This is a genomic window from Methyloversatilis sp. (assembly GCF_030698125.1).
In the GTDB taxonomy this organism is placed as follows: Bacteria; Pseudomonadota; Gammaproteobacteria; order Burkholderiales; family Rhodocyclaceae; genus Methyloversatilis.
In genome coordinates this window covers 1-19139 of sequence record NZ_JAUYNV010000047.1, presented here as the reverse complement: position 1 = coordinate 19139, position 19139 = coordinate 1, and the positions used below count along the sequence as shown (strand labels likewise).

At 66.0% G+C, this 19139-nt stretch carries 18 protein-coding genes; 5 read left to right on the top strand and 13 right to left on the bottom strand.

Going from position 1 to position 19139, the window contains the following annotated elements; genetic code table 11:
• Positions 1-21: 21 nt before the first annotated feature.
• From Q8Q80_RS15225 to Q8Q80_RS15215, 3 genes are all read right to left on the bottom strand, one after another.
• Positions 22-219 (bottom strand): hypothetical protein, encoded by a 198-nt coding sequence (locus Q8Q80_RS15225; protein ID WP_305633726.1) that lies wholly within the window; start codon positions 217-219, stop codon positions 22-24.
• Positions 220-313: 94 nt separating this feature from the next.
• The gene (locus tag Q8Q80_RS15220) at positions 314-718 is read right to left on the bottom strand and encodes a hypothetical protein (RefSeq protein ID WP_305633725.1); all 405 of its coding nucleotides are present in this window, start codon (positions 716-718) and stop codon (positions 314-316) included.
• A gap of 49 nt (positions 719-767) precedes the next feature.
• On the bottom strand, positions 768-932 hold the full coding sequence (locus Q8Q80_RS15215; protein ID WP_305614296.1) for a DUF1328 domain-containing protein: 165 nt from the start codon (positions 930-932) through the stop codon (positions 768-770).
• Between the two features lie 341 nt (positions 933-1273).
• On the opposite strand from Q8Q80_RS15215, the gene Q8Q80_RS15210 reads away from it, so the two are divergent.
• Complete coding sequence (locus tag Q8Q80_RS15210; protein ID WP_305633724.1) at positions 1274-1813, top strand: bacterioferritin; 540 nt, start codon at positions 1274-1276, stop codon at positions 1811-1813.
• Between the two features lie 96 nt (positions 1814-1909).
• Here Q8Q80_RS15210 and Q8Q80_RS15205 read toward each other — a convergent pair whose 3' ends face one another.
• Both Q8Q80_RS15205 and Q8Q80_RS15200 read right to left on the bottom strand, forming a co-directional pair.
• A complete protein-coding gene (locus Q8Q80_RS15205; RefSeq protein ID WP_305633723.1) occupies positions 1910-2251 on the bottom strand; it encodes a PRC-barrel domain-containing protein in 342 nt (113 codons plus the stop codon).
• Between the two features lie 216 nt (positions 2252-2467).
• On the bottom strand, positions 2468-2824 hold the full coding sequence (locus Q8Q80_RS15200; RefSeq protein WP_305633722.1) for a hypothetical protein: 357 nt from the start codon (positions 2822-2824) through the stop codon (positions 2468-2470).
• A gap of 304 nt (positions 2825-3128) precedes the next feature.
• Between Q8Q80_RS15200 and Q8Q80_RS15195 the strand changes: the two genes are divergently transcribed.
• Positions 3129-3851 carry a Crp/Fnr family transcriptional regulator gene (locus tag Q8Q80_RS15195; RefSeq protein ID WP_305633721.1) on the top strand — a complete coding sequence of 241 codons (723 nt, stop codon included), beginning with the start codon at positions 3129-3131 and terminating at the stop codon, positions 3849-3851.
• Here the strand turns inward: Q8Q80_RS15195 and Q8Q80_RS15190 are convergent.
• From Q8Q80_RS15190 to Q8Q80_RS15180, 3 genes are all read right to left on the bottom strand, one after another.
• Positions 3838-6258: a phosphoketolase gene (locus tag Q8Q80_RS15190; RefSeq protein ID WP_305633720.1), complete on the bottom strand. Its 2421-nt coding sequence runs from the start codon at positions 6256-6258 to the stop codon at positions 3838-3840. The two genes, Q8Q80_RS15195 and Q8Q80_RS15190, sit on opposite strands and share 14 nt — an antisense overlap.
• Positions 6255-7346: a transaldolase gene (tal, locus tag Q8Q80_RS15185; RefSeq protein ID WP_305633719.1), complete on the bottom strand. Its 1092-nt coding sequence runs from the start codon at positions 7344-7346 to the stop codon at positions 6255-6257. The genes Q8Q80_RS15190 and tal overlap by 4 nt, the downstream gene beginning before the upstream one ends.
• A gap of 132 nt (positions 7347-7478) precedes the next feature.
• The gene (locus tag Q8Q80_RS15180; RefSeq protein ID WP_305633718.1) at positions 7479-8669 is read right to left on the bottom strand and encodes an acetate/propionate family kinase; all 1191 of its coding nucleotides are present in this window, start codon (positions 8667-8669) and stop codon (positions 7479-7481) included.
• A 352-nt stretch (positions 8670-9021) separates the two neighbouring features.
• Here Q8Q80_RS15180 and Q8Q80_RS15175 point away from each other — a divergent pair, with 352 nt between their 5' ends.
• Entirely contained in the window at positions 9022-9891 is an 870-nt protein-coding gene (locus Q8Q80_RS15175) for a transglutaminase family protein (protein WP_305633717.1), read from the top strand.
• Positions 9892-10194: 303 nt separating this feature from the next.
• On the opposite strand, the gene Q8Q80_RS15170 is transcribed toward Q8Q80_RS15175, so the two are convergent.
• The gene (locus Q8Q80_RS15170; protein WP_305633716.1) at positions 10195-11058 is read right to left on the bottom strand and encodes a universal stress protein; all 864 of its coding nucleotides are present in this window, start codon (positions 11056-11058) and stop codon (positions 10195-10197) included.
• 2 nt (positions 11059-11060) lie between these two features.
• Positions 11061-12542 (bottom strand): SulP family inorganic anion transporter, encoded by a 1482-nt coding sequence (locus tag Q8Q80_RS15165; protein WP_305633715.1) that lies wholly within the window; start codon positions 12540-12542, stop codon positions 11061-11063.
• A 607-nt stretch (positions 12543-13149) separates the two neighbouring features.
• Here Q8Q80_RS15165 and Q8Q80_RS15160 point away from each other — a divergent pair.
• Positions 13150-13746: a YigZ family protein gene (locus tag Q8Q80_RS15160; RefSeq protein WP_305633714.1), complete on the top strand. Its 597-nt coding sequence runs from the start codon at positions 13150-13152 to the stop codon at positions 13744-13746.
• A gap of 38 nt (positions 13747-13784) precedes the next feature.
• On the opposite strand, the gene Q8Q80_RS15155 is transcribed toward Q8Q80_RS15160, so the two are convergent.
• The 3 genes from Q8Q80_RS15155 to Q8Q80_RS15145 form a co-directional block, all read right to left on the bottom strand.
• Positions 13785-14642, bottom strand: coding sequence for a D-hexose-6-phosphate mutarotase (locus Q8Q80_RS15155; RefSeq protein WP_305633713.1), 858 nt, complete (start codon positions 14640-14642; stop codon positions 13785-13787).
• 20 nt (positions 14643-14662) lie between these two features.
• Positions 14663-15094 (bottom strand): DUF1841 family protein, encoded by a 432-nt coding sequence (locus Q8Q80_RS15150; protein ID WP_257082485.1) that lies wholly within the window; start codon positions 15092-15094, stop codon positions 14663-14665.
• Between the two features lie 65 nt (positions 15095-15159).
• Positions 15160-15972, bottom strand: a complete 813-nt coding sequence (locus tag Q8Q80_RS15145; RefSeq protein ID WP_305633712.1) for a pyruvate, water dikinase regulatory protein — start codon at positions 15970-15972, stop codon at positions 15160-15162.
• Positions 15973-16143: 171 nt separating this feature from the next.
• Between Q8Q80_RS15145 and ppsA the strand changes: the two genes are divergently transcribed.
• On the top strand, positions 16144-18513 hold the full coding sequence (gene ppsA, locus Q8Q80_RS15140; protein ID WP_305633710.1) for a phosphoenolpyruvate synthase: 2370 nt from the start codon (positions 16144-16146) through the stop codon (positions 18511-18513).
• Positions 18514-19139: the final 626 nt, after the last annotated feature.

Sequence of the window (19139 nt, the reverse complement as noted above, 5' to 3'; positions counted from 1 at the left end):
CGTTGGAGCCCCGGGCCGTTCTTACAGCGAAAGGCCGGCGAGCAGCAGCGTCGACATCACCAGCAGCAGGCTGACAAAGCGCGGCGCCAGGAAGGCGTCGACCGCCTCGGCTGCGCAGCGCACACGATGCATCGGTCCGAGTGCCACCACGCACTGGCTGAGGTGATCATTCAGGCGGGTCGGGTCCGGGCTGACGGAATGGAAGGTATTGGCAGGCATGGAATCTCCCAGGACATGAAGCGATATGAAGGTTCGACCCGGCGCAGCACGGACGGCTGCGGGGTCGCTGATGCCGGACCGGGCAACCGGCCGATCAGTCGCGCGGCTTTCCGGCCCGTCCGACGACCGACAGCAGCAGCGTCACCGCTGCGCCCAGCGCAGCGGCGAACAGCAGCGACTGGACCGGCTTGTGGCGTACGTAGCCCAGCGTCGAGTCGGTGGCCCGTACCGCCTGGTAGCGCAATCGCTGCGAGCCCTCGCGCACCGCCGCTGCACCGCGGTACTTCATTTCGTCGGCGCGGTGCGCCAGCCGGTCGAACACCGGCCCGGCCTGCAGCCGGGCGCTGTCGACGCGGTCAGCCAGTTGGTCCAGCGTCTGGTGGGCGATCTGGTTCGAAGTACGGACCGCGTCGCCGACAGTATGCGCCAGCGCATCGGCAAAGGTATCGGCGGCAGCGCCAAAGCCTTCCTGACGGTCATTCCTGTTGCGATCATTCATGGTGTGCCTGCTTTCTCTGATCAGGGGTGGCCAGCGGCCCGCAAACGCCTCATCCACGACGGACAAGACCGAACACGAAACTTGCGACGGCAAGCACGATGAAGATGAAGAACAGGATTTTCGCGATGCCGGCGGCACTGGCAGCAATGCCGCCGAAACCGAACAACGCGGCAATCAGGGCGATGACGAAGAACACGACGGCGTAATGCAGCATGACAAATCCTCCTCGATGACGATGCCCCCGGCCTCTGACGGGTTGCAGCGCGAAGCCAGGGAAGAAACGGGGTGCGAGGCTCACTTTTCCGAGGTATCCCGCCACAAGGCCTATTGAGCTCTCAGCCGCCGGGACTGTCTGTGCGGTGGCGAACGTGGACCGCAGTGTGCGCGCTAAGTGTTCCACCGCACGGACCGGCGTGTTTCATCGCACCAGAGTAGACCGATGTCCGGTCGCCACCCGCCAGGCGAGGCCGGTCTGCCGGTTTCACCCATCAGCCGGTTCTACGCGCCTGCCGGCTCTACCCGCCCGCTTTTTCGACACCTTTGCCGAGGAACACCATGAACACCGAATCACAGCTGTCAGAGGTTGCCGTCCTGCGCGAGCGCGCACGCAAACATGTCGAAGATGGCGCCGTCACCGCCGGCTACGACGCCGACCGGGCGCAGGTGCTCAGGCTGTTGAACGAAGCGCTGGCGACTGAACTCGTTTGCGTCCTGCGTTATCGCCGCCATCACTTCATGGCGAGCGGCATCCATTCGCAGTCGGTCGCCGGCGAGTTCCTGACGCATTCGGAAGAAGAACAGGGGCACGCGGACGAACTGGCCGCACGCATCGTGCAGTTGGGCGGCTCGCCCGATTTCTCGCCCGATACGCTGACCGCGCGCAGTCACGCCGAATACGTCGAAGGCGGCACCCTGGCCGAAATGATTCGTGAAAACCTGGTCGCCGAGCGCATCGCCATCGACAGCTATCGCGAATTCATTCTCTATCTGGGTGAACAGGACCCGACCACGCGTCGCATGCTCGAATCGATACTGGCCGTGGAGGAGCAGCACGCCGATGAACTGGCCGACCTGCTGCAGGGCGTGGCGGTGTAAGGGCCGATGCCCCCGCCGCCGCACAACTTGATGAAGATGGGGCCGGGCCATGCGATGCATGCCCCGGCCCCATCTTCAGTCAAATGTCTGCTGCGTTCAGAGCTTCGAATCGTCCGAATACGAACGGGTGCCGTAGTAATCGTGTATCTGCCGCGCCCACGACTGGTCGGCCATGTCGGGCCAGCAGTCCTGATTGAAGCCCGGCGCGCCTTCGAGACGCTCCTTGGCGACGTCGAGCGTGAAGCGCTTGTTCTCGGTATCGAGCGTCAGCGCGTTCCACGGCACGGCAAAAAGCTTGTCGCCGATGCCGAGAAATCCGCCGAACGACATCACGGCGTAACTGACCTTGCCGCTGCGCATGTCGAGCATGATTTCCTGGATGTCGCTGAGGGTCTTTTGAGACTGAATCGTGGTCCGCGTTTGCAGCGCGCACGCCACGGGCAAGGCGTGCGACGAAGTCGGGACTGGCCGTCCCGACAAGGAGCGCAACGCAGTCCGTGGCGTGCACGCTGCAAACCCGGAGGGCGCGAGTCCTGTTGCGTCCAGCTCTGCGTTGGACCTCCTGATCTGACGGCCAGTCAGCCGGCGTCGGCCCGTCTTGATCTGAACGCAACAGGATTCACGCGCGGACCACGATTCAGTCTCAAAAGACCCTCAGTCTTCGCCGTCCTTGTTGAACACGTCGTTGCCCATCAGTGTGTCAGCCCCCATCAGGCCCGGCCCGGGGCCGTGGCGCATCAGCGGCCCGGGCGCAGCGCCCTCGCCCTTGTACATGCCGTGCTTGTCCCTGTCCTCGTAGCTCATGGTCATCTCCTCTGGTTGGTGCTGCTGTGCTGCGTGGTCGAGCCCGGTGCAGGGCTCGTCTTTCGGGTCGCCGTAGCCCGCCTTGATGCGGCGGATCAGCCGGCGGACCCTGATGCGGTGCCTGCGAAGCAGGTCGGGGTCGAAATCCGGCACCTCCGCTTCGCGCGGCTGAGCGGCATGCAGGGCAACAAGTTGACTCGGCTGCATCTGGATCACCTCCGTCAGGTCGGTCGCCCCGCGGCGTGCGCCGGGGCAACAGGGTCAGTAGCAATGCGTTGCATCATGACCACGTGGCCTGGCAGGGTCTGTACGGTGTCGCACCCGGCGGGCGGCGGGCATGAGATGTGTCTATACTTCTCACGCACTTCGGCGCCTCGACCACACGTTGTTGAAGGTTGCAGCGCCCTTCGATTCATCGGCGTAACCCTGGTTGAAGAGGCCCCTGCCCTACCTTGGATGGCCTTGATCGATACGCGATCAGGGCCCACACAGGACTCCGCTGAAGATGCTCATGAAACCTCCTGCTGTTTTCGCCCGCACCAACGAACTGCTCGCCGCGCTGCCCGATGCCGAGTGGGAACGCTGGCTTCCGAACCTGGAACCGGTGGACATGCCGCTGGGCAAGGTGCTGTATGAGTCGGGTACCCGACTCAGCCATGTGTACTTTCCGGTCACGGCCATCGTGTCGCTGCTCTACGTGATGGAAGATGGTGCATCGGCCGAAATTGCCGTCGTCGGCAATGAAGGCCTGGTCGGCGTGTCGCTGTTCATGGGCGGCGAATCGACCACCAGCCGTGCTGTGGTGCAGAGCGCCGGCGAAGGCTATCGATTGAAGTCCAACCTGATGATGGTGGAGTTCAACCGCGCCGGACCGGTGCTGCACCTGCTGCTGCGCTACACGCAGGCACTGATCACGCAGATGGCGCAGACCGCCGTGTGCAACCGCCATCACACGCTCGACCAGCAACTGTGTCGCTGGCTGCTGCTGAGCCTCGACCGGCTGCCGACCAACGAGCTGGTCATGACGCAGGAACTGATCGCCAACATGCTCGGCGTGCGCCGCGAAGGTGTGACCGAAGCCGCCGGCCGGCTGCAGGAGTGCGGCCTGATCAGCTACCGGCGCGGTCACATCACGGTGCTCGACCGCGCCGGGCTGGAAAAGCGTACCTGCGAGTGCTACGCCGTCGTGAAAGCCGAGTACGACCGGCTGCTGCCGGCCCTCAAGGCAACCTGAGCGGAACATCGGGCGGCGCGGCCAGCCAGCGCCAGTTGCGGATGTCCGGCAGGTCTTCGCCGTATTCGGCGATCCATGCCTTGTGGGCGGCAATGCTGGCGCGATGCCTTGCCCTGGCCTCATCCACCTGATCGGCCAGCCGCGGAATGCGGCAGATCGCGTCGAGCGCGAGCTGATATCGGTCCATGTGGTTCAGCACCACCATGTCGAACGGCGTTGTGGTCGTGCCCTCTTCCTTGTAGCCGCGCACGTGCAGCTTGTCGTGATTGGTTCGCCGGTAGGTCAGGCGATGGATCAGCCACGGGTAGCCGTGGAAGGCGAACACGATGGGCGCGTCGCACGTGAATAGCGCGTCGAAAGCCGTATCGCTCAGGCCGTGCGGGTGTTCGGACGCCGGCTGCAGCGCCATCAGATCGACCACATTGACGACGCGGATGCGGATGTCGGGCACGTACTCGCGCAGCAGCATCACGGCGGCCAGCGTTTCCAGCGTCGGCACGTCGCCGGCGCAGGCCATCACCACATCGGGTTCGAGCGCCTCGTCGTCGTGCCCGGTGCCCGCCCAGTGCCAGATCCCGGCGCCGACCGCGCAGTGCAGCGCGGCGGCTTCGGCGTCCAGCCACTGCCATTCCGGCTGCTTGCCGGCAATCATCAGATTGACCTGGTTGCGGCTGCGCAGGCAGTGATCGGCGATCGACAGCAGGCAGTTGGCGTCGGGCGCGAGGTAGATGCGCACGACGTCCGGGTTCTTGTTGGCGACGTGATCGATGAAGCCCGGGTCCTGATGCGAAAAGCCGTTGTGGTCCTGCCGCCAGACGTGCGAGGTCAGCAGATAGTTGAGGGACGCGATCGGCGCACGCCACGGGATGTCGTTGCACACCTTGAGCCACTTGGCGTGCTGGTTGAACATCGAATCGATGATGTGGATGAACGCTTCGTAGCACGAGAAAAGGCCGTGGCGGCCGGTCAGCAGATAGCCTTCCAGCCAGCCTTCGCACAGGTGTTCGCTCAGCACGTCCATCACCCGGCCATCGGCCGACAGGTCGATATCGACCGCCTCGCGCTCGGCCATCCAGGCCTTGCCGGTCACGTCGATCACCGCGCCCAGGCGGTTCGACGCGGTTTCATCCGGCCCGAACACGCGGAAATTGCGCGCCGACAGATTCGTGGTCATCACCTCGGCGAGAAAGCTGCCCAGCACGCTGGTCGCGCTGGCCTGGACCGCGCCGGGCGCAGCCAGTGCCACGGCGAAGTCGCGCCAGGGCGGCATGCGCAGCGGCACCCGCAGCAGGCCGCCGTTGGCGTGCGGGTTGGCACCCATGCGACGCGAGCCCGACGGCGCGAGGCTCGCAATCTCGCGATACAGCGCGCCGGCGTGATCGAACAGCTCTTCCGGCCGGTAGCTGAGCAGCCAGTCTTCCAGCTGGCGAACGTGTTCCGGCTTGCTGAAATCGGTGATCGGCACCTGATGCGCTCGCCAGGTGCCTTCGGACGGCAGGCCGTCAACCTCGGCCGGGCCGGTCCAGCCCTTGGGCGACTCGAATACCAGCATCGGCCAGCACGGGCGCGGCGGCGGCACCGGCGCATCGCCTGCCCGCGCGGCGGTCTGGATGGCGCGGATGTCCGCCAGCATGGCGTCCAGCGTGTCGGCCAGCTCACGGTGCATCGTCATCGGATCATCGCCCGACACGAAATGCGGCGCGTAACCGTAGCCGCGCAACAGGTCGGCCAGTTCATCGCGCCCGATGCGCGCCAGTACCGCCGGATTGGCGATCTTGTAGCCATTCAGGTGCAGGATGGGCAGCACTGCCCCGTCGCGCGCCGGATTCAGGAATTTGTTGGAGTGCCAGCTCGCGGCCAGCGCGCCGGTTTCCGCCTCGCCATCGCCGATGACGCAGGCGACGATCAGCCCCGGGTTGTCGAAGGCTGCGCCATAGGCGTGCGCCAGCGAGTAACCCAGCTCGCCGCCCTCGTGGATCGAACCGGGCGTTTCCGGTGCGACGTGGCTCGGAATGCCGCCCGGCCAGGAAAACTGGCGGAACAGCGCCTGCATGCCCGCGCGGTCCTGCGTGATCGCCGGATAGGTTTCGCTGTACGAGCCTTCCATATAGGTCGACGCAACCAGCGCCGGCCCGCCGTGCCCCGGACCGATGATGTTGATCAGGTCGAGGTCGTTCTCCTTGATCAGCCGGTTCAGATGTACGTAAAGGAAATTGAGACCGGGTGTGGTGCCCCAGTGGCCGAGCAGGCGCGGCTTGATGTGTTCGCGCGTGAGAGGCGTTTCGAGCAGCGGATTGGCGCGCAGATAGATCTGCCCCACCGACAGGTAGTTGGCGGCGCGCCACCACGCATGCATGCGAGCGAGCAAGGCGTCGCGCGGCGCGCGTTCCAGCAGCGAGGCGGTCACGATACGGCCACCCGGGGTGCGACGCCGGTGCGGCTTTCGATGCGCTTGAGCAATTGCCGCCACGCCTTGGCGAACGCCCCCACGCCATCGCGCTGCAGCCGGTCGGCCAGCAGCGCAACCTTCACGCCTGCAGCATCGATGCGCGCGATCACCGCGTCGCAATCGCCGCCGTCGTCCGGCATGTCGGGTTGCGGCCGGCCGTGGTCGGCGAATGCCAGCAAGGTGGCTTCGGGCAAGGTGTTGATGCTGCCGGGTGCGATCAGCGCATCGACATAAAGGGTGTCGGACACGGCAGGATCCTTGCTGCCGGTGCTGGCCCACAGCAGGCGCTGGGGCATGGCACCGCTCGCCAGCACCGCCTGCCAGCGCGGCGACGCCTGTGTTTCGACCTTGCTGCGCCAAACCTGACGGGCGACGGCAATGCCCAGCCGGTTCTGCAGCGACACCGAAATCACGCTGTTGGCCGCCACGTCCCACCGGCTCACGAACAGCGACGCCACGGTCGCGACCTTCGGGTCGAGCCCGGCCGCAATGCGCCGCTCGATGCCGCGCAGGCAGGCGTCGTTGGCGGCCAGATACTGCTCGCGCGAAAACAGCAGCGTCACATTGACCGGAATGCCGGCGAACACGGTCTGTTCGATCGCCGGCAAGCCGTCCGGCGTACCCGGAATCTTCACCAGCAGATTGGCGCATGCCGCGTCGGCATGGATCTGCCGCGCTGCGGCGACGGTTGCAGCACTGTCGGCAGCGAGCAGCGGCGACACCTCCATCGACACCCAGCCGTCGGCATGACTGCTGGCGTCGAAGCTGGGACGCAGCAGCGCGGCGGCACGCCTGAGGTCGGCCAGCGCCAGTCCGGCAAACAACGCTTCGCCCGACAGGCCGTCGCGCGTAGCGACGCGGATGTCTTCGTCGTAGGCACCGCCCTCACCCAGTGCGGCGTCGAAAATGGCCGGATTCGACGTCAGTCCGGTGATGGCGTACTGGTCGATATAGCGCGCCAGCCGACCGTCATCGATCAGGCTGCGGCTGATGCTGTCCAGCCAGAGACTCTGGCCGGCGTCGCGCACGTGCTGTATAGGCGTCATGCAGGCTCCCGTGGATCACTTCGGCCTGCCGGGCAAGGCTTCCCGGCAGCACTCGTTCGCGGCAGCCTGCGCGGCCTGCGCCGGATGGTCTGTGCGCTGACGCACCCGCAGCGATGCGCTGCGGTGGGGCGTTCAGATATCCAGCAGCGCGCCAGCCTGGTGCGCGATCACGCGCGCTTCGTGCGTCGGAATGACCCAGGCCGAAGCGCGGCTGCGCGGCGTGCTGATGCGCGTTTCACCCGCGTCGTTGGCACCGGCCGACAGCTCGATCCCGAGCCAGGCGGCGTCGCGGCACACGCGTTCGCGGATCCGTGCGCTGTGTTCGCCGATGCCGGCGGTGAATACCAGTGCGTCGAGGCCGCCGAGCAACGCGACCATGGCGCCCAGTTCGCGCGTGATCGCATGGACATACAGGTCGATGGCGAAACCGGCCGCCGGCTCGGTGCTGGCTTCAAGCACGCGCATGTCACCCGAAATGCCGGAGGTGCCCAGCAGCCCCGAGTGCCTGTACAGCAGGGTTTCGACTTCGTCCGGCGTCATGCCGAGCCCGCGGATCAGATGCAGCACGGCGCCCGGATCGATGCGGCCGCAGCGCGTGCCCATCATCAGGCCGTCGAGCGGCGTCATGCCCATGGTGGTTGCCACGCTCTTGCGGCCACGCATCGCGCACAGGCTGGCACCGTTGCCCAGATGCGCCACCACGACGCGCCCGCCGGCCAGTCCCCCCAGATGCAGCGGCAGCACGCCGGCGATGTATTCGTAGGAAAGGCCGTGAAACCCGTAGCGCCGGATGCCGGCGTCGCGCAGCGGCTGCGGCAGTGCGAACGCCTGTTCGACCGGTGAGCGCGTGGCATGAAAGGCGGTGTCGAAGCAGGCGATCTGCGGCACCTCGGGCCAGCGGGCCGCTGCAGCGCACAGTGCGGCCAGCCCGTGCGGCTGGTGCAGCGGTGCCAGCGGCACGAGTTCCTGCAGCTGCGCCAGCACATCGGACGTGACGCGCATCGGGCGTACAAAGGCTGGCCCGCCATGCACGATGCGATGTGCGACCGCGGACGGGCCGTCGGGCCAGTCAGGTCCGGCGATGCAATCGAACAGTGCAGCCAGCGCGCTGGCGTGGTCGGCCGCCACATCGCCGCCCGGGTCGAGCGCGCGCTGCGTCACGCAACCACCCAGCCGGTCATGAACGACCAGTTGCGGCGTGCGACCCAGACCTTCGATATGGCCCTGCATGCCGCGAACGGGCAGCGCGCCCGCGGCAAGTTCGAACTGCGCAAAGCGGATGCTCGACGAACCCGCGTTGATGACCAGCAAGGATTTTTTCAAGGTGACACGTAATGCAATGGATCAACAGACTGACTAAAGCGCAGGCCCCGATAGCTTGCGGGCGCTGCGCCTTCAGTGAGATGGCCCGGCGACCCTGGAACGCTGCCTCGAAGCGGGCGCTGGCCGCGACTTCAGCCGGCTCAAGGCAGCCACGGTCGCATTCAAAGAGACGACTGTGGGCTTGCGGCGGATCACTGTATGTTCGACAGCGCACGGAATTTTGCAGTGGCACGCGTCATGCTTCGCTCCCCGTGGGTGCTGTGACGGCCTGCTCTGACCTGTCCGTTGCGCCCACCCTTTCACACAACTTCCGAGGTCGCGCCTGCGACCTTTATCCCGCGGAGCCCGCACCATGATCCGCATCGAACTGCAGATTGAACTGAATTACCAGATCGACTTCCAGGGCGCCGACTTCGTCTTCAACATCCATGTCGCGCAAACCCCCAGCCAGACCGTGTCGAACGAAGTCTTGTCGCTGAGTCAGCCGATCGAGCCGCACATCCACGTCGATCCGCTGACCGACAACCGCTACATGCGGCTGCGCGCCGAGCCCGGGCCGCTCACCGTTTCATACCAGGCGACGGTCGATCTGGTGCATCACTGGGCCGATCCGGCACAACTGTCCGAAGTGCCGGTGCACCGCCTGCCGCCAGAAGTGATGGGCTACATCTACCCCAGCCGCTATTGCCAGTCCGACCGGCTGATCCGTCTGGCGACGCGCGAATTCGGCAACATGTGGCAGGGCCACAGCCGGGTGCAGGCGATCCGCGACTGGGTGCTGAGCCATGTCGCATTCACGTCGAACAGCTCGAATTCGAGCACCTCCGCCGTCGACACCGTGATCGAGCGCGCCGGCATCTGCCGCGATTTCGCCCACCTGATGATCGCGCTGTGCCGCGCCATCAACATTCCGGCCCGCTTCGTGACCGGCACCGACTACGGCGCCGACCCGGTACTCGGCCCGCCGGACTTCCATGCCTACGTCGAGGTGTATCTGGGCGACCGCTGGTACATCTTCGATCCGTCCGGCACCGCCATCCCGATGGGACTGGTACGCCTGGGCACCGGCCGCGACGCTGCCGACGTCGCCTTCGCCACGATTTTCGGCGGCGTACTGTCGCAAGCCCCGTTCATCCGCGCCACCGCCATCGACGATCCGTCACGCAACATGGTGCTGCCGCAGCACTGCCACGAAGCGCTATCGACCGACGGTATCCGCTGAGCACAAGCCGGAACACGCGCCGCGATCCGGACGTCGCCGCCGGAGTCGGCAGAGTGTCGTTGTGCTGAGCCGGTTGGATGAGGGCTGTGGGATGGGCTGTGCGGCGTCCCCGCCGCGATCAGTGTCGCGATGGTCACTTTGCAGCGTGCAGATCGTGGCGGGGGCGGAGCGGGGGTTTCGGCGAGCACTGCTCGCCGCCCGCATAGCCGGCCGGCCTCGCAGGGCCGGCAGTGGATCGCCGCTCCCACAAAACCTCTGCCGCTCCCACAGGCCGCCGCTCACAGGCCGCCCCCTCCGGCTTGATCAGCGCAACAGCAGCACCGGCAGGCGCGCCGAGCGCAGCAGGTCGGACGTCTTGCTGCCGAACAGCAGGCTGCGCAGCGGCGAGTGGCTCCACGCGCCCATCACCAGCAGGTCCATCCCCTCGTTGGCAGCGTACTGCGCAATCACCTGTTCCGGGTCGCCCGGGATGATGCGGCCGCTTGCGGTCAGACCACCGGCGGTCAGCGTGGCGCAGGCCTGCTCGATGTCCTTCGGCGCACTCAGCCGCTCGGGGCCGGCCATCAGCACATGCACGTCTAGGCCGCGCAGCAGCGGACTGGCAGCCAGCATGTCGATGCCGCGCCGCGTGATGCCGCCGCCGTCGTACGCCACGAGCACCTTCTGCGGCGCACGGAAGGCGTCGGTGACAGTGAGGATGGGGCGGGTCAGTGCACGCACCACACGTTCGACATTGCGGCCGAGGTCGCGCTGCGTTGTCGCGGCAGATTCCCCGCGCCGGCCGATCACCAGCAGGCGCACGTCCTGCTGCTGTTCGACCAGCGTGGCTTCCAGTTCGCCGTAGCGTTGCCGGGTGTCGATGCAGCCGGCACCCGCACCGGTGGCGCGCTCGCGCAGCCGGTTCAGGAATACGCGTCCCTGTTCGCGCGCGGTGCGGGCGAAGGCGGCGTCGTGTTCGCTCAGTTCGGTCAGCAACGCCTCCTGCGCGCCGACACCGATGCTGCCGCTGTGGTCCTTGCCCGAACCGCGCTCGGGGTGGCGGTCGATCACGTGCAGGAATTCGAGCGGCGCGTCGAGCCGCTGTGCGGCCCAGGCGGCGTAGTCGGCGACGTGATCGGCCCAGGGCGACTGGTCGACGCAGGCAAGCACCTTGTTGTCCATATTCATGATCAGTGGCCTCCCATCAGCATGTCGGCGCCATCCTTGTCATGCACGGCGAACCGGTCCACCAGCGTGGCGCTGGCTTCGTTCATGCCGATCACCTCGACCTCGGTGCCTTCGCGGCGGAACTTGATCACCACCTTGTCGAGTGCGCTGATCGCGGTGATGTCCCAGAAGTGCGCGCGACTGACGTCGATGCGCACGCAGTCGATCACTTCGCGATAGTCGAAGGCGGCGACGAAGCGGTCGGCGGAAGCGAAGAACACCTGGCCGCTGACGCGGTAGGTACGCTCGCGTCCTTCGTCGCCGGTCTGCGACGTGACGTGCAGGATGCGGCCGACCTTGTGCGCGAAGAAAAAGCCGGACAGCAGCACGCCGACCAGCACACCCTGCGCGAGATCGTGCGTCAGCACGGTCATGACCGTGGTGGCCAGCATGACGACGCTGGAACTGGCCGGGTGCTCGCGCAGGTTGCGCAGCGAGCTCCAGCTGAAGGTGCCGATGGACACCATGATCATCACCGCCACCAGCGCGGCCATCGGAATGCGCGCCACCCAGTCGCCGGCGAATACCACCAGCATGAGCAGCACCACGCCCGCGGTCAGCGTCGACAGCCGGCCGCGGCCGCCGGATTTCACGTTGATCACCGACTGGCCGATCATCGCGCAGCCCGCCATGCCGCCGATGAAGCCGCTGGCGATATTGGCCACGCCCTGGCCCACGCATTCGCGGTTCTTGTTGCTGCCGGTATCGGTCAGGTCGTCGACGATGGAGGCGGTCATCATCGATTCCAGCAGGCCGACGACGGCCAGCGTCAACGCGTACGGAAAGATGATGCGCAGCGTTTCGAAATTCAGCGGAATGTCGGGAATGAGGAACACCGGCAGGCTGTCCGGCAACTCGCCCATGTCGCCCACGGTGCGGATGTCCAGATCGAGCGCAATGGCCACCGCGGTCAGCACGACGATGGTGACCAGCGGCGACGGCACCGCTTTCGTGACGTACGGGAACAGGTAGATGATGCCCAGTCCGGCGGCCGTCATCGCATACACCTGCCAGCCGACGCCGGTCAGTTCGGGCAGCTGCGCCATGAAGATCAGAATGGCCAGCGCATTGACGAAGCCGGTGATGACCGAGCGCGACACGAAGCGCATCAGGGCTCCCAGCCTGAACACGCCGGCCGCGATCTGCAGCACGCCGGTGAGCAGCGTGGCGGCCAGCAGGTACTGCAAACCGTGGTCCTTCACCAGCAACACCATGACCAATGCCATCGCGCCGGTGGCCGCCGAAATCATGCCCGGCCGGCCGCCGACGAAGGCAATCACCGTGGCGATGCAGAAGGAGGCATACAGCCCGACCTTGGGATCGACACCGGCAATGATGGAAAAGGCGATCGCCTCGGGAATGAGCGCCAGCGCGACCACCAGGCCGGCCAGCAGATCGTTGCGCACGTTTGACAGCCAGTCCTGGCGCAGGGTTTTGATGGACATGTTGAATCCTGAAGACTTGGGCGTTCCGCCTGCACGGGACGGGAGCACGCGCCCGCATGAGGCGGGGCGGCACGAATATCGGGGGAACGGATGGACACGGCGCTCGCGATCGGAGCGCCAGCGGCAGCGGCAGCGCGAGGACGCTATGGCGGACCGGCTGGGCGCAGGCCGCAGAAGGATAGGTTTTGTTGCATGGCAGCATTGTAACCGGAGTTATCGGGTGTGCAGAACCGGCCCCGAAAGGCCCCGACCAGAGCCGCGACGGTGTTCGCCCTGCGTAGGAGCGGACCCTGTCCGCGATCCGCGCGTTGATCACGCGGCGTCGCGTCATCGGAGACCGGCATCGCCTGCAGGGCAGGCTCCTACGAAAAACAGCGACAGTCTTGCCGTTCGCAGGAGCGGACCCCGTCCGCGATCCGAGCGTTGATCACGCGGCGTCGCGTCATCGGAGACCGGCATCGCCTGCAGGGCAGGCTCCTGCGAAAACCGCGACGGTGTTGCCCTTCGTAGGAGCCTGCCCTGCAGGCGATGAGAACGTGGCTTCTGTGATGCTGCATGTTCGAAGACGGGTATCGCGCGGCAGGCACTGCCGGTAAGCTGCGCCGCCATGTCGAACACCCTTGCCGCCGCGGTTCACAGCGAACTGCTCATCAAGAAGAGCCGCTTCATCGGTTGCGTCGAGCCGATGCGGGACCGCGCGGCGGCGCAGGCGCGGGTGATCGAGCTGTGGCGGCAGCATCAGGGGGCGACGCATGTGTGCTGGGCGCTGCTGGCGGGCGGGCAGTCGGCGGCGGTCGATGACGGTGAGCCCAGCGGCACGGCCGGTCGGCCGATGCTCGAAGTGCTGCGCCATCAGGATCTGGAAGGCGTGCTGGCAACCGTGGTGCGCTACTACGGCGGCATCAATCTCGGCGCGGGTGGCCTGGTGCGCGCCTACACCGACGCGGTGGCGCAGGCGCTGCTGACGGCGACCAAGGTGCCGCTGACCCGCCGCATCGCGCTGCGCTGCACCCTGCCCTACGCGCTCGAAGGCACCGTGCGGCGCGAAATCGACGCCGCCGGTGCCACGCTGGACGCGGTGAGCCACGACTCGCTGGTCGACATGCGCATCAGCCTGCCCGAACCCGCAGCCGCAGCCTTCATGACGCGCCTGAACGACGCTACACAGGGACGCATCGGCTGGATCCGCGAGGACGCCGGCTGACCGTCACCCCCTATCCCCTAGCCCCTTTCCCCTCGCCCTCAAGCCGCGACCAACGTATGCAGGCCGCTCCACAGCGCGCCGGGCGCCAGTTCGAGCCGCTTGTCGGCCAGTGCCGGTTCGAGGCACAGAAAATGGCGGAAGTCGCGGTCCGGCAGGTCGGTCAGCGCGCGCGCCTTGTGTTCCCAGGGATTCCACACGACAAGATCGGTAAAGCCGGTGCTCTGCAGACCGAGCGCGCGGCCGGGTTCGTTCAGCACGACGCTGTCGGGCGCGCCGACATACACGCGGTCGATTTCGTCCTCGACCACCACCGCATCGAATTTGTCCTGCGTCGCCCGATCGCCCGCGGTCGCATCCAGGTAGCGCTTGCCGCGCAGCCCTTCGACACGGCAGTTTTCGACTTCGCCGACGCGCAGATAGGTGTGCAGCGCGGCGGCGAACACGAAAGGCGCATCCCCGGTGTTTTCCGCGCTCAGTTCGAGGTCGAGCCGGTTGCCGCTCAGCATGACCGTCAGTTCAAGCAGGAAGGCATGCGGCCACAGTGCGCGCGTCGCCGCATCATCCTGCAGCGTCAGCGTCACGGTGACGAAATCGGCGGCTGCCCGTTGTTCGGTCAGTTGCCACACCCGGGTGCGCGCGAAACCGTGGCGCGGCCCGTCGCCGCGCGCCGCGAACTGCGGAAAGACGACCGGGATGCCGCCGCGGATCGCCGCCTGCCCATCGAAGCGCGCCTCGGGCGACAGGTAGAGCCGCTCCTTGCCGCCGGCCGGGACCCACGACAGGATGTGACCGCCGAACAGGCTGACGACGCAGCGCGCGCCGTCGGCCGCTTCGAGCGACAGCGCAGGCTGGCCGTGGAATTCGGTGGGAAGGATGTGTCCGGTCTTGTCGGTCATTGTGTCGTCAAAAAAAGAAATCAGTCATCGAGCCCGGCGCGCACGCAGGCCACGTAGGCCGCGCCATCGGGCGGCTGGCGATCGCGCTGGGCGCGCCAGATGCTCTCGCCCAGGCAGTCGAGCACCCGGTGCAGCGCCTCGTGTTCGTCACCCATCTTCGCGCGCTGCGCCTCGAAGGCGGCGCGCAGCCCGGGTGGCTGGTCGATGGCCAGTTGCTCCTCGATCGCCAGATGCAGCGACAGGTGAAGGAAAGGATTCGTCTCACCCAGTTCCGGCGGGTATTCGCGCGTCAGCGCGCGCTCGCCCTGGTCGAGCAGCGCGTGGTATTCCGGGTGGCGGCCGATCAGCGTCAGCGCGATGGTTTCCATCTGCGTCAGCGGCTGGCCGCTGTTGCGCTTGGCCCAGGTGTCGAGAAAGAACTGCCGGGCCTGGTCGCGGGTGGGATTGAACATGGGGCGGAGCGGGATCGTGCGGGCGGCCATTGCACCACAAAGCAACACACAGCGTCATCGGCGCGTCAGCTGTCGTCCTCGACATGCACCGCCTGCAGCACCACGGCGGCAATCTCCTCGATCGACTTGTGGGTCGATTCGAGCCAGCGTATGCCTTCCATGCGCATCAACTTCTGCGCCGCATCGACTTCGTAGCGGCAGTTGGCGAGCGAGGCGTACTGGCTGCCGCGCCGCCGTTCCTCGCGGATCTGCGACAGCCGTTCGGGCGCGATGGTCAGGCCGAACAGCTTGCTGCGGTACTTCACCAGTTCGGTCGGCAGCTTGCCACGCTCGAAATCTTCCGGAATCAGCGGGTAATTGGCGACCTTCACGCCGAACTGCATCGCCATGTACAGGCTGGTCGGCGTCTTGCCCGAGCGCGACACGCCGACCAGGATCACGTCGGCCTTTTCCAGTTCCTTGTGCGACATGCCGTCATCGTGCGCCAGCGAAAAATTGATCGCCTCGATGCGATTCTGGTAATCGGCGCTTTCTTCCGCGCCCTTCTGCCGGCCGACGTTGTGATTGGCCGCCTGCCCCAGCTCATCTTCCAGCGGCCCGACGAAGTGCTCGAACAGATCGAGAAAGAGCGCGTCGGCCTGTCGCACGGTGCGCGCCACTTCGGCATTGACGATGGACGTGACCACGATGGGCCGCACGCCGTCGCGCATCTGCGACTCGGTGATGCGTTCGACGCAGTCGAGCGCGTTATCGACCGAATCGACGAAAGGCACGCGGGTGTGCCGGAACTTCACGCCCTCGAACTGCGAAAGCAGGCTGCGGCCCAGCGTTTCGGCCGTGATGCCGGTGCTGTCGGAAATGAAAAAGACGGTTCTCATGATGTGTTCTGATCCAGTTCGGTGCGCAAACCGCACAGTCGGCGCAAAATTTTCCGCAGTGCACCACCGACATTAATTAAAATACCGCGTTTCCGCGCACCCAACCGGTGCATCGGAGAAATGCACGGTCGCCGCAACAAGCGATCGCCCCATGTTCAAGAGAGGATACCCATGTCTCGCTACGTCATCCCGTTCGAACAGCTGCGCATGACCGACGTCGAAAGCGTCGGTGGCAAGAATGCGTCACTGGGCGAAATGATCAGCCAGTTGCCCAAGTCAGTGCGCGTACCCGGCGGCTTTGCCACCACGGCAGAGGCCTTCCGCGAGTTTCTCGCACAGGACGCGCTGGCCGATCGCATCCATGCCGCTCTCGAAGCGCTGGATGTGGATGACGTGAATGCGCTCGCGCGCACCGGCGCGCAGATCCGTCAGTGGATGATGGACACGCCCTTCCCGGCCGCACTCGAAGCCGGCATCCGCGCGTCGTATGCCGAGCTGGATGCCGCCGGCAACGGCTCGTTCGCGGTGCGCAGTTCGGCCACCGCCGAAGACCTGCCGGACGCGTCCTTCGCCGGCCAGCAGGAAACCTTCCTGAACATATCCGGCATCGACAACGTGCTGCACGCGATCCGCGAAGTGTTCGCCTCGCTCTACAACGACCGCGCGATCAGCTACCGCGCACACAAGGGCTTCATGCACGCGGGTGTTGCGCTGTCGGCCGGCGTGCAGCGCATGGTGCGTTCGGACAAGGGCGCCGCTGGTGTCATGTTCACGCTCGACACCGAATCGGGTTTCCGCGACGTCGTGTTCATCACGTCCAGCTATGGTCTGGGCGAAACCGTCGTGCAGGGCGCGGTGAATCCGGACGAGTTCTACGTGCACAAGCCCATGCTGGCCCAGGGTCGCCCGGCGGTCATCCGCCGCAACCTCGGCAGCAAGATGATCAAGATGGAATTCACCGCCAGTGCATCGGCCGGCCGCAGCGTGCAGACCGTCGATGTGTCCGACGCCGAACGCCAGCGTTTTTCGCTGACCGACGCGCAGGTGCTCGAACTGGCGCGCTACGCGATGACGATCGAGGGGCACTACGGCCGCCCGATGGACATCGAGTGGGGCCTGGACGGCATCGACAGCCAGCTCTACATCCTGCAGGCGCGCCCGGAAACCGTGAAGTCGCACGAATCCGGCATGACGCAGCAGAAATTCCGCCTCAAGCAGTACGGCAAGGTGCTGGCCAGCGGCCGCGCCATCGGCCAGAAGATCGGCGCCGGCCCGGTGCGCATCGTCGAAAGCTCGTCCGAAATGGACAAGGTGCAGGCCGGCGACGTGCTCGTCACCGACATGACCGACCCGAACTGGGAGCCGGTCATGAAGAAGGCCGCCGCCATCGTGACCAACCGCGGCGGGCGCACCTGCCACGCCGCCATCATCGCGCGCGAACTGGGCATTCCGGCCATCGTCGGCTGCGGCGACGCGACCGAAACGCTGACCGAAGGCGAACTGGTCACCGCCAGCTGCGCCGAGGGCGACACCGGCAACATCTATCGCGGCCGGCTGGATTTCGAAGTGGTCACGTCCGACCTGTCGAACCTGCCCGACCTCGATCTGAAGATCATGATGAACGTCGGCAACCCCGAACTGGCCTTCGATTTCGCGCAGCTGCCGAACGAAGGCGTGGGTCTGGCGCGGCTCGAATTCGTCATCAACAACACGATCGGCATCCACCCGAAGGCCATCCTAGAAATCGACCAGGCACCGGCCCGGTTGCGCGAGGAAATCCGCCGCCGCGCGCGCGGCTACGCGAACCCCGAAGCCTTCTTCGTCGACAAGCTGGTCGAGGGCGTGGCCACCATCGGCGCCGCCTTCTGGCCCAAGCCGGTCATCGTGCGCCTGTCCGACTTCAAGTCGAACGAATACAAGAAGCTGCTCGGCGGCGACATCTACGAGCCGGACGAAGAAAACCCGATGCTCGGCTTCCGCGGCGCGTCGCGCTACATCGCGCACAGCTTCCGCGACTGCTTCGAACTGGAATGCCGCGCCATGCGCTACGTGCGCAACGAGCTCGGCCTGACCAACGTCGAAATCATGGTGCCCTTCGTACGCAATCTGGGCGAGGCGGCCGAAGTGGTGAAGCTGCTGGGCGAACACGGCCTGAAGCGTGGCGAGAACGGCCTGCGCCTCATCATGATGTGCGAAATCCCGTCCAACGCACTGCTGGCCGAGCAGTTCCTCGAATACTTCGACGGCTTCTCGATCGGCTCGAACGACCTGACCCAGCTCACGCTCGGCCTCGACCGCGACTCCGGCCTCGTCGCCGGCGCCTTCGACGAGCGTGATCCGGCCGTGAAGATGCTGCTGTCGATGGCCATCCGCACCGCCAACAAGATGGGCAAGTACGTCGGCATCTGCGGCCAGGGCCCGTCTGACCACGCCGACTTCGCGCTGTGGCTGATGGACGAAGGCATCCAGAGCATGTCGCTCAACCCCGACACCGTCGTCGAAACCTGGCTGAAACTCGCCGCCCACGCGAAGGAGCAGTAAGCGCAGGAGCTCAATGGTGCGGAGCCCGCGGGGGCTGCAGGCGGCCGTGGCTGCCTGAAGTGCGGCATCGCTGACCCGAGCTCCCTATGCAGGACAGGGTCGCTCCTGCGAAAAAGCGGCGCCAATCATGGAGCCGTCGAGGTTTTCGTAGGAGCCTGCCCCGCAGGCGATGCGGTCTTCGGACACGCGACATCGCTTGCTCAACGTACGCATCGCGGACAGGGTCCGCTCCTACGAACGGCAAGACTGTCGCTGTTTTTCGTAGGAGCCTGCCCCGCAGGCGATGCGGTCTTCAGACATGCGACATTGCTTGCTCAACGTGCGCATCGCGGACAGGGTCCGCTCCTACGAACGGCAACACCGTCGCAGTTTTTCGTAGGAGCCTGCCCCGCAGGCGATGCGGTCTTCAGACATGCGACATTGCTTGCTCAACGCGCGCATCGCGGACAGGGTCCGCTCCTACGAACGGCAACACCGTCGCAGTTTTTCGTAGGAGCCTGCCCTGCAGGCGATCCGGTCTTCAGACACGCGACATCGCTTGCTCAACGTGCGCATCGCGGACAGGGTCCGCTCCTACGAACGGCAAGACTGTCGCTGTTTTTCGTAGGAGCCTGCCCCGCAGGCGA